Genomic DNA, 14,310 nt, shown 5'->3' on the forward strand with positions numbered 1-14,310 from the left:
GTTCAGCGTCGTCCCCGTGTCGCTCAGGCGAAGGGGATCTCGAAGTGCACCACGCCGCTGCCCCCGCCGGGCACTTCCTCCCGCTCGTCGCACACCACCTTGCCCAGCGTCCGCCACAGGTCCATCGCACCGGGCGAGTGCGGATACGTGTGCAGATAAACGGACCGGTAACCACCGTCGGCCCGCGCGAAGTCCAGCAGACCCTCCACCAGCCGCCGGGCCAGCCCCCGCCGCCGGTGCTCGGGACGCACGTACACCCGCCGGAGCTGCGCGGTCTCGCCCGAGGGGAACCGCTCGGCCAGCCAGCGCGGGTTCGGCGGATGCGCCGGGCCGCGCGCGTCCAGCGCCGCCGTGGCCGCCACCGTCCCGTCCCGCTCGTCCACGGCGACCAGGAGCGTGTGCCGCGGCGGGACGACGTAGAACGACGCGGGATCGATGATGTCGGTGTGCCAGCCCGGCACGTATCCCGTCCCGAAGTCGCGGTACACCGCGTCGAGCATCACCACCCGAGCCCCGTCGAGGTCCTCCGCCGTGGCCGCCCTGATGATGTAATCGCGCATTTGCGCATCATATGCAAATGACGGTTCCGGCTCAGTAGGGGGCCGGGGCGTACGGCAGGCCGCCGGGCGGCGCCGGCTCAGCTCTCGGCCGGGGTGAGCACCACGAAGTCCGCGTTCGCCGGGTCGAGGCAGACCGCCAGCCGGCCGACGCCCTCCGCGTCCTCGGGCCCCATCTGCACGCTGCCGCCGTTCTCGGTGACCTTGGCCACCGTGGCGTCGCAGTCCTCCACGGCGAAGACCGGGTGCCAGTACGGCCGGCCGTTCGCCAGGGAGAGGTTCTCCTTGCCGAGCTCCATGAGGCCGCCGTGCATGCGCTCCTCGGGCAGTCCGGCGGGGGTGATGAGGGTGTACGTGCCCCCGCCGCCCGGCAGTGGCATGTCGCTGAACTGCCAGCCGAACAGGCCGCCGTAGAACTCCTTCGCGGCTGCCGCGTCGCTCGTGTACAGCTCGGTCCACGACAGGGAGCCCGGCTGGTCGACCAGGTCGACGCCCTTGTTCGTCCCCGGCTGCCAGACGGCGAACTGGCCGCCCAGCGGGTCGCTGTACTGCGCCATGCGGCCCCAGTCGTCGAGGTCCATCGGCGCCACCCGGACGCTGCCGCCCGCCTGCTGCACGGCCTCCGTCGTGGCGTCGGCGTCGGTGACGCTGAAGTAGAGCATCCAGGCCGAGCGCGCGCCCTCCTCCGTGAGCTTGCCGAGACCGCCGACGATCTTGCCGTCCTTGCGGAACATGCCGCCCTCGAAGTCCTCGCTCTCGCCCATGGACTCGTAGTCCCACCCGAGCACGGCGCTGTAGAAGGCCGCGGCGGCCCGGACGTCCGGGGTGCCGAGGTCGAGCCAGCAGGGGGAACCGGGGGCGAACTCCGTGGTGATCATGGCGATGCTTCCCTTCCGCAGGTCTGGTGTGCCCAGAGTGACACCGGGCACTGACAACCGCCCGTCGGCCGCTGCCCGGTCGGCGGATCCCCGGTCGTCTCCCCCCGGTAGGCCGTACGGCGGTGGAATCATCGGGGGCATCGCCCGGCCGGGTGATCGAGGGTCTCTGTGCGGTGAGGTGGTGGGCGGCGTGGTGGCCGGCTGGGAGTGGGACGGCACGTTGTTCTCGGGGACCGCCGCCTACTACGAGCGGGGGCGGCTGCCGTACGCCCCGGGGCTGGCGGACGCGCTCGCCGAGGTCCTGCGGCCCGACGGCAAGGGGCGCCTCATCGACGTGGGCTGCGGGCCCGGGACCATCGCCCTGAGCCTCACGCATCTGTTCGGTGAGGTCGTCGGCGTGGACCCCGACCGCGGGATGATCGCCGAAGCCGGACGCCGGGCCGCCGACCGGGGAGTGGGGGAGAGGACCCGGTGGGTGCGGGCCCGCGCCGAGGATCTGCCCGCGGGGCTCGGCACGTTCGCCGTCGCCTCCTTCGGGCAGTCCTTCCACTGGATGGACCGTGATCTGGTCGCGGCGACCGTCAGGGACATGCTCCAGCCGGGCGGGGCCCTGGTGCACATCTCGGACCTGAAGACGGAGGACCGCACGCTCGGCGGGCTGCCGTACCCGGCGGTCCCCCGCGAGGCCGTGGACGACCTGGTCAAGCGGTACCTGGGGCCCGTGCGGCGAGCGGGCCGCGGGGTCCTGCCGCAGGGCACACCGGGCGGCGAGGCCGAGGTGTTCGCCCGGGCGGGGTTCTCCGGCCCCCGGCGTCTCGTCGTCCCCGGCGGGCAGGCGCTGGAGCGGACCTTCGACGACGTCGTCGCCTGGGTGTTCTCGATGTCGTTCTCGGCGCCGCATCTGTTCGACGGGCGCCGGGACGACTTCGAAGGGGACCTGCGCAGGCTGCTGCGGGAGGCCTCTCCGGCGGGGAGGTTCTCCGAACGCGGACCGAGCACGGAGGTCTTCGTATGGCGGAAGGACCCTTCCGGGCACTGACCGGCGGGCGCCGGGACGGCGTCAGTGCACCGACATGCCGCCGTCGACGAAGACCGCCTGCCCGGTGATGTAGGCGGACGCCGGGCTCGCCAGGAAGACCGCCGCTCCCGCGAAGTCCTCGGCCAGTCCGTTCCGCCCGATCAGGGTCCGCTCGGCGAGGGCGGCCACCTTCTCCGGATCCGACGACAGCCGCGCGTTGAGCGGTGTCATCACGAAGCCCGGCACCAGGACGTTGCAGGTGACGCCGCGCGGCGACCACGCCTCGGCCTGCGACCGCGCCAGCGACTCCAGGCCGCCCTTGGAGGCGCCGTAGGCACCGCTCTGGACGAACGCCCGGTGCGCCTGCTGCGAGCTGATGTGCAGGATCCGCCCGTGACCGCGCTCCGCCATGCCCGGGCCGAAGCGCTGGCCCAGCAGGAAGGGCGCGTCCAGGTTGACGGCCATAGTGGCGTCCCAGACGTCCTCGGTGAGTTCGTCCATGGGCGGACGCACATTGATTCCGGCACTGTTGACGAGGATGTCGGGCTCCCCGAACGCCTCGACGGCCCGCTCGGCGGCCGTCCGCACACCCTCGCGCGTGCTCAGGTCCGCGCTGACCCACGCGGCGCGGCAGCCCTCGGCCGTCAGCTCCTCGACCGTCGCCGTCAGTCCGGCCTCGCCGCGCGCCACGACCACCACGCTCGCCCCGGCGCGCGCGAGGGCACCGGTGATGGCCCGGCCGATGCCGGAACTGCCGCCCGTGACCACCGCGGTCCGGCCGTGCAGGGAGAACAACTCGGAGAGATAAGCCTGGGTGGCCGGCGTGGCTGCTGTCGTCATGACGAGCACTCTAGAACGGCCCGCCGAAGCACCGGTGGCCGCCGTGTGTCACCCCTGGCACGGGTACCCCCAGGGGGTATATAGTCGAGTCATGGATCACACCACTCACGACCACGAAGGGCGCCCCCACGGAACGGCGACCTGGGGGACCGCCGTGAAGGCGACGCTGCACTGTCTGACCGGGTGTGCGATCGGCGAGATCCTCGGCATGGTGATCGGTACCGCGCTGGAGTGGGGCAACCTGCCCACGATGGTCCTGGCGATCGGGCTCGCGTTCCTCTTCGGCTACTCCTTCACCCTGTTCGCGGTCCTGCGGGCCGGCCTGGATCTCAGGTCGGCGATCCGGATCGCCCTGGCCGCGGACACGGTCTCGATCACGGTGATGGAACTCGTGGACAACGCGATCATCGCCCTCACCCCCGGCGCGATGGACGCCCATCTGACGGAGGGCCTGTTCTGGTCCGCTCTCCTCGGGGGCTTCGCGGTCGCCTTCCTGATCACGACCCCGGTCAACAAGTGGATGATCGGCCGGGGCAAGGGGCATGCCGTCGTCCACGCCCACCACTGACCGACCGTCACACGGTGCGCGACACTGGGGAACCGCTGCGTGCCCCGCGACGTGAGGAGAACTCCATGAGTCAGCTGTTCCCCGTCCTGGTCGTCGCGGGCGTCTTGGCGGTCGTCATGGGGTTCTTCGCCTGGCTGGCGTCCCTGGTCCGGCGCCGCGGGCTCGCCGGCTCGGGGATCAGCGCGGCCATGGCCTCCTACGAAGAGGCGTTCAAGGTGACGGCCCATGACGCGCACTACGAGATCCAGGCCCAGGCGGAGGCGCGGAGCCCCATGGCGGCGCCCGGCGATCCCTGGCGTCCGGGTCCGCACGGCTACGGCTCTCGGCGTGCCGACGGGTGGACGACGGTGCATCGGCGTCGCGTCTGGGGGAGGGCGCTGCGGCGGCGTCTCGGGCGGGCCTCTCGCTGAACTCCCGGTCACGGGCAGTGGTCTGGATCACACGGCGCGGATTGAGTGCCCGGGCCGGGCGATGTCCGTACCCCTGGGCGACGGGGCGGGGCCGGATGCGAGGATGAGGCGCCATGACAGCTGGGCGGTGCGCTCGCACGATACGGGCCGCGGTGTTCGCGGCCGTCTGTGTCGTGCTCGCCGCCCTGGGGCACGTCATGATGTCCGGCGACCATGTGCCCCTCCGGACGCTGCTGGCCGGCTGGGCCGTGACGGGCGTGGCGGGCTGGTGCCTGGCGGGCCGCGAACGCGGACTCCGGCTGGTCGTCGCCGTCGCGGTGGCCGTCCAGACGGCTCTGCACTCGGCGTTCTCGCTCGCACCGGCGGACGGCTCATCGACTGGTGCGCACTCCCTGCGCGGGGACTCCATGGACATGGGGACCAGCGGTGCGGGATCCCTGGGGCACGGCATGGGTTCCACGGAGTCCATGCCCAAGCCCATGTCCGCGCACCTGGGGCACGCGGGACACACCCCCGACGGTGACTCGTCCCTCGGCATGCTCGCCGCCCACCTGCTCGCCGCCCTGCTGTGCGGCCTGTGGCTGGGGCACGGGGAGCGGGCCGTCTTCCGTCTCCTGCGTGCCGTGGGCGGCCGGCTGGCCGCGCCGCTGCGGCTGCTGTTCGCCCTGCCCGCACCGCCGCCCGCGCCCGTGCGCGTACGGCGGCGGTCCTCGGACCGGGCGCCGCGTCTCCTCCTCCTCGTCCACGCGGTCACCTCTCGAGGGCCACCCGTGAGGGCCGCTGCCGTCTGACGGCAGCCGGCAGGTCCCGGGGCGGTCCCGTGCCCCCCGGTGTCGGCCGTATGCCCGTACGTCCCCTGTGATGCCGTGCCTTCGGGCAGCCGCGCCCGCACAGAGGTCGTCCGGGAACCGGCCCATCCCTCACTCACCGGACCGCGCGGCCATGCGCGCACGCCGGGCATCGCGTACGCCTGCGTGCTCTCCATCCCGTGGTCCCGGAACTCCGAGAAGGACATCAGGTGATCACTCCTGCCCTGCCCCTTGCGCACGAGAGAAGAGAGCCCCCGGCGTCGGCCGACGAGTCGATAACCGCCTGGGCGCTGGCCGCCCGCGGCGGTGACCCCGCCGCCGTCGACCACTTCGTGCGCGCCCTGCACCGCGACGTGATCCGCTACGTCGCCCACCTGTGCGCCGATCCGCAGGCCGTGGACGATCTGGCGCAGGACACGTTCCTGCGGGCGCTCGGCAGCCTGCACCGGTTCGAGGGCCGTTCCTCGGCGCGTACCTGGCTGCTGGCGATCGCCCGGCGCGCGGTGGCCGACAGCCTCCGGTACACCGCCGTCCGCCCCCGCCCGGCCGACCTGCCCGACTGGCAGCTGGCGGTCGAGCTCGCCCAGCCGCGCGGACTGCCCGGCTTCGACGACGGCGTGGCCCTGCTGGAGCTGCTGGCCGCACTGCCGCACGAGCGGCGCGAGGCGTTCGTCCGCACGCAGTTGCTGGGCCTGCCGTACGCGGAGGCGGCCGAGCTGAGCGACTGTCCGGTCGGCACCGTCCGCTCCCGTGTGGCCCGCGCCCGGGCGACGCTGCTGGCCCTGCTCGCCGAGGCGGAGCAACCGGCGCGGGCGGCGTCACCCGCCCTGGCCGCGGCCTGACGCGCCCCGGTCCTCGGCGCCCGCCGGGCCATCGGCGGGCGCCGGCTCGCGTGCGAGCACCGGCCCGAGTCCTGACGGGACCTCAGCCACCTGCCTCCACCTCACGCCAGAACGCGTCGACCCGGGCGTTGAACACGTCCGGCACCTCCTGGAAGGGCTGATGCGCCTCCCCGGGCAGTACCTCGAACCCGGCGCCCGGGATGCTGTCCGCGACGACGCGGCCGAGGCGTGGCGGCGTGGCGAGGTCGAGCTCGCCGGAGAGGACGAGGGTCGGCGCGGTGATCCGGCCGAGACGGTCGAGCGTGTCGTGGTCGGCGAACGCCGCGAGCTGGCGCTGGAACGCCTCGACGGACTGCGGGTGCTCGAAGGCGAGCGTCTCCTCGACGAACTGGTCGACCATGCCGTCGGCGTGGGCGCGAGGCGTGTAGATCCACAGGAAGAACGCCTCGAGCATCGCCCGCTCGTCCGGGGCGCGCTCTACCATCCAGCGCCAGAAGCGCGTCATGGCTCGGAAGTAGGCGTCCGGGCGAGCCACCGTGCTCATGAGGACGAGACTGCGGACCACGTCAGGATGGCGGAGCGCCAGCTCCTGCGCGATGAAGCTGCCTCCCGAGAAACCGGCGACATGGGCGGCCGGAACCTGGAGCGCCCGGAGCAGCGCCGCGGCGTCGTCGGCCATCCGCGGCACGGACAGCGGCTCCTCGGGAAGCGGCGTACGCCCGGCGCCACGGTTGTCGAAGGCCGTGAGCCGGTAGCGGTCGGCGAGCCCGTCGAGCTGCGACTGCCACGCTTCCACGGGGTCCCCGAGTCCCGAGATGAGCAGGACGTCGGGTCCCTGACCTCGTCGTTCGACCCAGAGCTCCACACCGTCGGCGTTGACCGTCCGTCCCATGTTGGGCCTCCTGGAAGGGTTCCGTGGTCGTCATTCCCGCGCCGGCGCGATGTTCTGGTTGGCGTGGAACAGGTTGTCCGGATCGTAGGTCCGCTTGATGCGGGCGAGCCTGTCGTAGTGGTCGCGGTAGGTCGCCCGGACCCTTTCCCGGCCCTCGCCCGTGCCCATGAAGTTCACGTACGAGCCGCCCATGGAGTACGGGTGCAGATCCTCCTGGTAGCCGACGCACCACTGCCTGATGATCCCGGCGTTGGCCGGATCGGGGTCGACACCGGCGAAGACGCCGGACCAGACCGCGTCCCGGTAGCTCCACGCGGTGTCGTCCGGGCCCACCCGGTGGGCGGCTCCGTCGACCGGGTAGAGGTGCATCAGTGAGAGCTGCGTGGGATTGTTCTCGCCGTACTTGAGGTGGATGTCCAGGGCGGCGTCGGGGATGTGGTCGAAGAAGTCGCCGCGCCAGTACCACTGGTAGCCGGTCGGGATCAGTTCGTCGAACATGCTCTGCAACGCGACATAGGGCATCGGTGTCGCGAAGTGGAAGGCCGGCGGGCCGGGCTCCTCGACCACGGAGAGAGCCTCGTCGAGCCGGTCCGGATCGCCGGTGTGGCACCACACGATGCCGCAGACCTTCTGCCGGTGGATCTCCTCGGGGAAGGGCGGGCCGGGCGGGACGACGAAGACGGTGAAGAAGCCGTACACGTCCTCCGGCGCCTGGGGGAGGAACTCGCGGTACCACCCCAGCACTTCGCGGGTGCGCTCGACCGGCCAGACGGTCACCCCGGCCCCGACCGTGTCCACCGGGTGCAGCCGGTAGGTGAGGGACGTCGCGATGCCGAAGTTGCCGCCGCCGCCGCGCAAGGCCCAGAACAGGTCCGGGTGTTCGGTCGCGTTCGCGGTGACGAGGCTGCCGTCGGCCAGCACGACGTCCGCGCTGATCAGGTTGTCCGCGGTCAGGCCGTACTGACGGGTGAGATAACCGTGTCCGCCGCCGAGGGTCAGGCCTCCGACGCCGGTCATCGAGATGATGCCCGTGGGAGTGGCGAGGCCGAAGGCGTGCGTGGCGTGGTCCAGGTCGCCGAGCTGGCTGCCCCCGCCGGCCTGCGCGGTCTTCGCGGCGGGGTCGACGCGCACCCCGCGCATCGGCGAGAGGTCGATGGTCACGCCGTCGTCCACCAGGCACAGGCCCGGGCCGCTGTGCCCGCCGCCCCGTACGGCGAGTTCGAGACCGTGGTCGCGGACGAAGGTCACCGCCGCCATGACGTCCGCGGCGTCCGCGCACCGCACGATGGCGGCGGGACGCTTGTCGATCATCGCGTTGTAGATCTTGCGGGCCTGGTCGTACTCGGCGTCCTGCGGGCCTATGACCGGCCCCCGCAATGTCGTCCGCATGCCTTCCAGAGTGGCGCTGTCCATGGTGATCTCCTCGGGGCGCCCGACCGTACTGACATGACCAGCCTCCCGCCGACGGCCGAGCGACGCATGTCCGGCGGTCCACCGCTCACGGTCGTGATCATGCTGGTGGGCGGCCATGGTGGTGGCCGCGCACCCTGCCACCTGCGCGAGTACGACGACCGCCGCGTCGCCGAAGAAGGGAGAAGCCCGTGCCCGACCCCGGCTGCGTCCGCCTCTTCACCACGACGCTCGGCGCCGCCGGCGCTCCCGCCGTGCTGGTGCACGGTTGGGGCGGGGACGGCCGGGAGTGGTCCCCGCACGCCGAGGTCCTGGCCCGGCACTTCCGGGTGATCGTGCCCGACCTGCGCGGACGCGGCCGTTCCCAGGTGCCGGGCGAGGGCAACACACCCGCCGAGACTGCGGACGAACTGGCCGCGCTGCTCGACACCCTCACCCCCGGGCCGGCGACCGCCGTCGGGCACTCGATGGGAGGCCAGGTCGTCAACCTGCTCGCCGTACGGCAGCCCCACCTGGTCCGCTCGGCCGTCGCCCTGGACCCGGCCCATGGCGCCCACGGCACCGAGGGGGAGGAGATCCCCGCCCGGCTCGCGGACTACCGCGCGCACGGCGCCCGCGCCGCGGCGGCCTTCGTCGCCGCCGCCTTCGGCCCTACCGCCTGCGCCGCCGCACCCGGCCCGCGCTCACCGTCTGGACCTCGGCTCAGGCGGCCGCCTGGGAGCGCGGCACCCTGACAGCGGACGGTCCGGCTGCTGCGCGACTGGACGGACCGCGTCAGGCCGGTGTGACCTCGACCGGCAGCTTCTTGATGCCGTTGACGAAGTTGGAGCGCACCCGCGGCACCTCGCCCGCCAGGCGGATGTCCGCCAGGCGCGGGATCAGCTCCTCGAACATGATCCGGATCTCGGTGCGCGCGAGCAGGTTGCCCAGGCACAGATGGGGGCTGCCCTTGCCGAAGGTGACGTGGTCGTTGTCCGTGCGCGTGACGTCGAAGTCGTACGGGTCGTCGAAGACGTCCTCGTCGCGGTTGCCGGAGGCGAACCACATCACGACCTTGTCGCCCTCCCTGACCTGCTTGCCGCCCAGTTCGACGTCGCGCGTGGCGGTGCGGCGGAAGTGGTAGACGGGGGAGGCCCAGCGCAGGAACTCCTCGACCGCGGCCGGGATCAGCGAGGGGTCCTCCTGGAGGCGGGCCAGCTGTTCGGGGTGCTGGATGAGGGCCAGCATGGAGTGGGAGATGGTGTGGCGGGTCGTCTCGTTGCCGGCGACGACCAGGAGGAGGAAGTAGTTGTCGAAGTCCTGCGGGGAGAGCGGGACTCCGTCGCGGGGTGTGGTGTTGACCAGCCGGGACACCAGGTCGGTGCCGTCGCCGCCCCGGCGCTGCCGCGCCAGCTCCCGCCCGTACTCGAAGACCTCCAGTGACGCGGGGGAGCGGAAGGGCAGGTCGCGGTACTGCTCGCTCTCCTCGCTGTGCAGCAGGACGTCCGCGTAGTCGGGGTCGGTGTGGCCGATGATGCGGTTGCCCCAGTCGATGAGCTTCTGGTTGTCCTCCGGGGGCACGTCCAGCAGCCGGGCGAGGACGTTGATCGGGAAGTCCGCCGAGACGTCCGCCACGAAGTCGAAACGGCCCTTGGCGAGGGCGGCGTCCAGGGTCCGCGCGGTCAGGCCGCGCAGGAAGTCGGTGTAGCCGCTGATCACGTTCGCGCCGAACTGCCGCTGGATCAGGCTGCGCAGCGCCCGGTGCCGGACCCCGTCCAGTTCGAGGATCGAGGCGCGCTTCTTGATCTGGTCGTCGTCGACCTCTTCCAGGTTGACGAACTTCGTGGACGTGAAGGTCTCCGGGTCGCGGTCCACCCGGACGATGTCCTCGTGCCGGGTCACCGCCCAGAAGCCGGAGTTGGGCGCTTCCTCGGGCTGCCAGTGCACCGGGTCCTCGTGGCGCAGGGTGTGGAACATCCGCCAGGGCGTCACGCCGTCCGTGAAGTGGTTCAGGTCGGCGAGGTTCACGTCGGCCAGGGGCAGCGGCTCGCGCACGGCGTCGGGCAGGGTCTCGGTCGTCATCGACGGGCTCCTCGGCGTCACGGGTGGCGTCACAGGTGGAAGGCGTACTCGGTGAACTCCCAGTCGGTGACGTGCCGGTGGAAGCGTTCGACCTCGTCGCGCTTGTAGGAGAGGAAGGACGTGGTGAAGCCCTTGCCGAGCAGGTCGGTCAGGGCGGTGTCCGCCTCCAGCGCGTCCAGCGCGGCGGACAGGGTCTGCGGGAGGACGGCGGAGCGGGCGCTGTCGTAGCCGTAGCCCTCCAGCGGCGCGGGCGGGTCCTCGCCGGCCAGGACACCCAGCAGGGCGGCGGCCGTCGTCCCGGCGATCGCCAGATAGGGGTTGGCGCTCGCGTCGCCCAGCCGCAGTTCGAGCCGGGCACCGGAGCCGCGCTCGGGCGGGATGCGCACCATGGCGCTGCGGTTGTCCAGCCCCCAGTCGATCAGCCAGGGCGCGAGCGTGTCCGGGCCGAAGCGTTTGTACGAGTTCACGGTGGGGTTGAGCAGCGCGGCCAGGGCGGGCGCGTGGGCGAGGATGCCGGCGACGGCGTGCCGGGCGGTGGTGGACAGGCCGTAGGGGCCCGACGGGTCGTCGAAGGTGTTGCGGCCCTCGGTGTCGTCGCAGGAGAGGTGGAGATGGAAGCCGGAGCCGCCCGCGTCGTTGAAGGGCTTGGCCATGAAGGTGGCCAGTCTGCCTTCCTTGCGGGCCAGTTCCTTGATCGCGGCCTTGAAACGGAAGGACCGGTCGGCGGCCGACACGGCGTCGGAGTGCGCCAGGTTGATCTCGATCTGGCCGCCGTCGAACTCGTGGTTGCCGCTGATCGCCCCGACCCTCAGATCGCGCACGTGGCGCAGGGTGCGCAGGAGATGGTTGTCCGGGTCGGCGCGCAGCCCGGCCGTGTAGACGACACCGGGATCGGGTGCGTAGCGGCGCCAGCCGCCGGCCGGGTCCGGTTCGCACAGGAAGTACTCCAGCTCGGGTCCGACCACCGGCCGCAGCCCGTGCTCGGCGCACCGGGCGAGGACGGCGCGCAGCAGGTCGCGGGGTGACTCGGGCGCGGGTGCGCCGGTCGCCGGGTCGACGACCTCGCCCAGACAGGCTGCCACCCCCGGTTCCCAGGGCAGCGGCACCAGCGTGTCGAGGTCCGGGCGTACACAGATGTCGGGCAGCCCCGCGTCGAGCCCGCCGCCGACCGGGACCACATCGCCCTGCGGGCTGGTGTGGTAGACCGCCCGGCAGAACGCGAGACCGTGCTCACAGGCCCGGGGCAGCTCCTCCAGCAGCACGTCACGCCCCCGGTCGGTGCCGATGAGGTCGGGATAGGTCACCCGGACCACGTCGATGCCGTCGGCGGCGAGCCGCTGCATGTGGCGGCGGACTTCTTCAAGGTCGTGAGCGCTCACCGTTGTCTCCTCGGGCGGACGTCGGGACACCTCCGGGACCAGGGGCCGGGGAGGCGGGTGGCGTGGGGAACGAGCGGCCGGGCGCGGCGGAGCCAGGGACCGCCCAGGGCTTTGTTTGATGCCAAACGGTAGGACCGGCCGGGGGGTGCCGCAAGAGGGCGGGAGCAAGAATTTATCCATCCGGATAGCTATTGACCAGACCCCCGCCCCTGCCTACCTTGTTTGAAGCCAAACGAGTTCGGGGTCGCGGTGATCGCACCCCGTTGGCCGGGGCCCGGCCCTTTCCGGCCGGGCCCCATTCACCCCGCTTCGACGCCCTCACATTCAGGAGGACCGGCCATGAAGGTCGTCGTCGACATGAACAAGTGCCAGGACCACGGCCAGTGCGTCTTCGCGGCCCCCGACGTCTTCCGGATGGAGGACGACGGCCGCCTGGCCTACGTCCCCGACCCCGACGACGCCCTGCGCGACGAGGTCGAGGAGGCTGCGGACGTCTGCCCGCTCCAGGCCATCCGGATCGAGGACTGACATGAGCGGTCGCATCGTCGTCGCCGGCGCCTCCCTCGGCGGACTCCGGGCGGCCGAGCAGCTCCGCGCCGCGGGCTGGGCCGGCCGCGTCACGGTGATCGGCGACGAGCCGCACCGGCCGTACAACCGGCCCCCGCTGTCCAAGGAGGTCCTCGCGGGCAAGGCGCCCTTCGCGTCGCTCGCCTTCACGCCGAAGGCGTCCGCAGCCGATGTGGAGTGGCGGCTGGGCACCAGGGTCACCGCGGCCCGGCTCGGCGAGCGGACCGTCGAGCTCCACGACGGCTCGGTGCTCTCCTACGACGGGCTGGTCGTCGCCACCGGGATGCGGCCCCGGCGGCTGCGCTGCCCCGGGCCGGTCGACGGCCGTCACACGCTCCGGACGATCGACGACGCCCAGGTCCTGCGGGACGAGCTCCGGCCCGGCGTGCGAGTGGTCGTGATCGGCGCCGGGTTCATCGGCTGCGAGGTCGCCGCGACGGCCGCCGGACTCGGTGCGGCCGAGGTGACCGTCGTCGATCCGCTGCCGCTGCCGATGGTCGGGCCGCTCGGAGAGCTGCTCGCGCGGGTGCTGCTCGCGCGGCACCAGGAGCGCGGGGTCTCTTTCGCGCTTGGTTCGGGCGTGACCGGGTTCGAAGGGGGCGACCGTGTCACCGGTGTCGTGCTGGGCGACGGGTCCGTGCTCCCCGCTGATGTGGTGGTGGAGTCCGTGGGCTCGGTCGCCAACACCGAGTGGCTGGACGGCAACGGGCTGGATCTGAGCGACGGTGTCCTCACCGATCAGCACCTGCGGGTCGGAGGCCGGTCGGAGGTCGTCGCGGTCGGCGATGTCGCCCGCTTTCCGAACGCCCGCTACGACGGTGTGCCGCGGCGGGTCGAGCACTGGTCCGTGCCGGGCGACTCGGCCAAGCACGCCGCGAAGGTACTGGTCGGCGGCGAGACCGGCCTGGCGCCCTTCGCGCCGCTGCCCACCTTCTGGAGCGACCAGCACGACTTCCGGTTGCAGTCCTTCGGCGCGCCCGTTCTGGGGCTCGGTGACGTCCGGGTCCTCGACGGTGACATCTCGGGGGACCTGCTGGTCGGTTACCACCGCGACGGACGGCTGGTCGGCGTCGTCGCACTCGGGGGGCCTTCCGTCGCCCGTGCCGCCGCCCGGTACCGCGCCGAACTGCTGAAGCAGCCCGCCCTCACCCCGCAAGGAGCCCTCTCGTGACCGGTCTTCGTGGTTACTTCCATCCCAAGACGGCGACGGGCGCGTCGTCGCTGATTCCGTCTCCACCCTGGCGGTACTCCGGTGACCTGTTGACGGTCGAGTACCGGACCGACCCGGCGCGCGTGCGTGAACTGCTCCCCGAGCCACTGGAGTTGGCCGACGAGGATCCCGGTGCGGTGGCTCTGATCTGGGCGGACTGGCAGTCCTGCTCGGCGTCGGGGGAGGAACTGCTGGATCCGGTGCGCTCCCAGTACAAGGAGGCGTTCGCGGTGGTGCGCTGCTCGTACCGGGGGCGGACGTACTCGCGGTGCGTCCACATCTGGGTGGACAAGGACTTCGCGATCGCGCGCGGGCTGCACCAGGGGTATCCGAAGAAGCTCGGCTCCATTCATCAGACGCGGCCGCATCCGTACGGGCCCGCTCCGCGGATCGAGGCCGGGGCTCGTTTCGGGGCGACGCTGGCGGCCGGAGACCGGCGTCTTGCGCAGGCCGTGGTGACGCTGCGGGGGCCTTCTGAGAGCGGCGGGTTCGTCAATGCGCACCCCATGGCCCATCACCGGTGGCTGCCGTCGATCGAGAAGGGGAAGGGGTTGGCGCTCGACGAGCTGATCGAGTCCGGGGCAGCGTCCTTCGAGGGCGGCCGACCGTGGGTCGGCGAAGCGGAGTTGGAGCTGTTCGAGGCGCCGACCGAGGAATTGGCCCGGTTGGAGGTCCGGGAGCCGATCGCCGCGTATTACCGCCAGGTCGGGGTGGTCTGGGACGGCGGGCAGGTGCTGGAGACCGGTACGTCCGGAGCGTCTGCCGAGTGAGGTTTGTGGGTGGGTGCGGGTTCGTCGTGGCTGGTCGCGCAGTTGCCCGCGCCCCTATGGGGTGAAGTCCCGCCCCCTGATGCACAAGGAGCAGTCTTC

Annotated in this window: 16 protein-coding genes; 9 read left to right on the top strand and 7 right to left on the bottom strand. The window is 72.1% G+C overall.

Going from position 1 to position 14,310, the window contains the following annotated elements:
* Positions 1–23: 23 nt before the first annotated feature.
* Positions 24–560 (bottom strand): GNAT family N-acetyltransferase, encoded by a 537-nt coding sequence (locus tag SCNRRL3882_RS37495; protein WP_010040787.1) that lies wholly within the window; start codon positions 558–560, stop codon positions 24–26.
* Between the two features lie 77 nt (positions 561–637).
* Entirely contained in the window at positions 638–1,435 is a 798-nt protein-coding gene (locus tag SCNRRL3882_RS37500) for a VOC family protein (RefSeq protein WP_010040786.1), read from the bottom strand.
* Between the two features lie 190 nt (positions 1,436–1,625).
* Here SCNRRL3882_RS37500 and SCNRRL3882_RS37505 point away from each other — a divergent pair, with 190 nt between their 5' ends.
* A complete protein-coding gene (locus SCNRRL3882_RS37505; RefSeq protein WP_029181238.1) occupies positions 1,626–2,474 on the top strand; it encodes a class I SAM-dependent methyltransferase in 849 nt (282 codons plus the stop codon).
* A gap of 21 nt (positions 2,475–2,495) precedes the next feature.
* Here the strand turns inward: SCNRRL3882_RS37505 and SCNRRL3882_RS37510 are convergent, their stop codons facing one another.
* The gene (locus tag SCNRRL3882_RS37510) at positions 2,496–3,293 is read right to left on the bottom strand and encodes an SDR family NAD(P)-dependent oxidoreductase (RefSeq protein ID WP_029181237.1); all 798 of its coding nucleotides are present in this window, start codon (positions 3,291–3,293) and stop codon (positions 2,496–2,498) included.
* A 91-nt stretch (positions 3,294–3,384) separates the two neighbouring features.
* On the opposite strand from SCNRRL3882_RS37510, the gene SCNRRL3882_RS37515 reads away from it, so the two are divergent.
* From SCNRRL3882_RS37515 to SCNRRL3882_RS37530, 4 genes are all read left to right on the top strand, one after another.
* On the top strand, positions 3,385–3,861 hold the full coding sequence (locus SCNRRL3882_RS37515) for a DUF4396 domain-containing protein (RefSeq protein WP_050810246.1): 477 nt from the start codon (positions 3,385–3,387) through the stop codon (positions 3,859–3,861).
* Between the two features lie 65 nt (positions 3,862–3,926).
* Positions 3,927–4,271, top strand: coding sequence for a hypothetical protein (locus tag SCNRRL3882_RS37520; protein WP_010040778.1), 345 nt, complete (start codon positions 3,927–3,929; stop codon positions 4,269–4,271).
* A 113-nt stretch (positions 4,272–4,384) separates the two neighbouring features.
* Entirely contained in the window at positions 4,385–5,062 is a 678-nt protein-coding gene (locus SCNRRL3882_RS37525; RefSeq protein WP_078602844.1) for a hypothetical protein, read from the top strand.
* 227 nt (positions 5,063–5,289) lie between these two features.
* On the top strand, positions 5,290–5,922 hold the full coding sequence (locus SCNRRL3882_RS37530; protein ID WP_010040775.1) for a sigma-70 family RNA polymerase sigma factor: 633 nt from the start codon (positions 5,290–5,292) through the stop codon (positions 5,920–5,922).
* 82 nt (positions 5,923–6,004) lie between these two features.
* On the opposite strand, the gene SCNRRL3882_RS37535 is transcribed toward SCNRRL3882_RS37530, so the two are convergent.
* Entirely contained in the window at positions 6,005–6,814 is an 810-nt protein-coding gene (locus SCNRRL3882_RS37535; RefSeq protein WP_010040773.1) for an alpha/beta fold hydrolase, read from the bottom strand.
* 30 nt (positions 6,815–6,844) lie between these two features.
* Complete coding sequence (locus tag SCNRRL3882_RS37540) at positions 6,845–8,227, bottom strand: FAD-binding oxidoreductase (RefSeq protein WP_010040771.1); 1,383 nt, start codon at positions 8,225–8,227, stop codon at positions 6,845–6,847.
* Positions 8,228–8,415: 188 nt separating this feature from the next.
* Here SCNRRL3882_RS37540 and SCNRRL3882_RS42040 point away from each other — a divergent pair, with 188 nt between their 5' ends.
* Positions 8,416–8,958 carry an alpha/beta fold hydrolase gene (locus tag SCNRRL3882_RS42040; protein ID WP_010040770.1) on the top strand — a complete coding sequence of 181 codons (543 nt, stop codon included), beginning with the start codon at positions 8,416–8,418 and terminating at the stop codon, positions 8,956–8,958.
* 40 nt (positions 8,959–8,998) lie between these two features.
* Here the strand turns inward: SCNRRL3882_RS42040 and SCNRRL3882_RS42045 are convergent, their stop codons facing one another.
* Positions 8,999–10,285 carry a cytochrome P450 gene (locus tag SCNRRL3882_RS42045; protein WP_010040768.1) on the bottom strand — a complete coding sequence of 429 codons (1,287 nt, stop codon included), beginning with the start codon at positions 10,283–10,285 and terminating at the stop codon, positions 8,999–9,001.
* Between the two features lie 29 nt (positions 10,286–10,314).
* The gene (locus SCNRRL3882_RS37555) at positions 10,315–11,664 is read right to left on the bottom strand and encodes a glutamine synthetase family protein (RefSeq protein WP_029181236.1); all 1,350 of its coding nucleotides are present in this window, start codon (positions 11,662–11,664) and stop codon (positions 10,315–10,317) included.
* A 339-nt stretch (positions 11,665–12,003) separates the two neighbouring features.
* On the opposite strand from SCNRRL3882_RS37555, the gene SCNRRL3882_RS37560 reads away from it, so the two are divergent.
* From SCNRRL3882_RS37560 to SCNRRL3882_RS37570, 3 genes are read left to right on the top strand one after another with little or no spacing between them, the layout of a single operon-like run.
* Entirely contained in the window at positions 12,004–12,192 is a 189-nt protein-coding gene (locus SCNRRL3882_RS37560; protein WP_010040763.1) for a ferredoxin, read from the top strand.
* Between the two features lies 1 nt (position 12,193).
* Positions 12,194–13,402, top strand: coding sequence for an NAD(P)/FAD-dependent oxidoreductase (locus SCNRRL3882_RS37565; protein WP_010040761.1), 1,209 nt, complete (start codon positions 12,194–12,196; stop codon positions 13,400–13,402).
* On the top strand, positions 13,399–14,211 hold the full coding sequence (locus SCNRRL3882_RS37570; protein WP_010040760.1) for an acetoacetate decarboxylase family protein: 813 nt from the start codon (positions 13,399–13,401) through the stop codon (positions 14,209–14,211). Before SCNRRL3882_RS37565 ends, SCNRRL3882_RS37570 begins: the two co-directional genes overlap by 4 nt.
* Positions 14,212–14,310: the final 99 nt, after the last annotated feature.

The organism is Streptomyces chartreusis NRRL 3882, assembly GCF_900236475.1.
GTDB classification, from domain to species: domain Bacteria; phylum Actinomycetota; class Actinomycetes; order Streptomycetales; family Streptomycetaceae; genus Streptomyces; species Streptomyces chartreusis_D.

Coding starts and splice junctions, on each gene's coding strand:
- SCNRRL3882_RS37560 (WP_010040763.1), top strand. CDS start 12,004: ATGAAGGTCGTCGTCGACATGAACAAGTGCCAGGACCACGGCCAGTGC.
- SCNRRL3882_RS37565 (WP_010040761.1), top strand. CDS start 12,194: ATGAGCGGTCGCATCGTCGTCGCCGGCGCCTCCCTCGGCGGACTCCGG.
- SCNRRL3882_RS37515 (WP_050810246.1), top strand. CDS start 3,385: ATGGATCACACCACTCACGACCACGAAGGGCGCCCCCACGGAACGGCG.
- SCNRRL3882_RS37510 (WP_029181237.1), bottom strand. CDS start 3,293: ATGACGACAGCAGCCACGCCGGCCACCCAGGCTTATCTCTCCGAGTTG.
- SCNRRL3882_RS42045 (WP_010040768.1), bottom strand. CDS start 10,285: ATGACGACCGAGACCCTGCCCGACGCCGTGCGCGAGCCGCTGCCCCTG.
- SCNRRL3882_RS37525 (WP_078602844.1), top strand. CDS start 4,385: ATGACAGCTGGGCGGTGCGCTCGCACGATACGGGCCGCGGTGTTCGCG.
- SCNRRL3882_RS37520 (WP_010040778.1), top strand. CDS start 3,927: ATGAGTCAGCTGTTCCCCGTCCTGGTCGTCGCGGGCGTCTTGGCGGTC.
- SCNRRL3882_RS37535 (WP_010040773.1), bottom strand. CDS start 6,814: ATGGGACGGACGGTCAACGCCGACGGTGTGGAGCTCTGGGTCGAACGA.
- SCNRRL3882_RS37500 (WP_010040786.1), bottom strand. CDS start 1,435: ATGATCACCACGGAGTTCGCCCCCGGTTCCCCCTGCTGGCTCGACCTC.
- SCNRRL3882_RS37495 (WP_010040787.1), bottom strand. CDS start 560: ATGCGCGATTACATCATCAGGGCGGCCACGGCGGAGGACCTCGACGGG.
- SCNRRL3882_RS37540 (WP_010040771.1), bottom strand. CDS start 8,227: ATGGACAGCGCCACTCTGGAAGGCATGCGGACGACATTGCGGGGGCCG.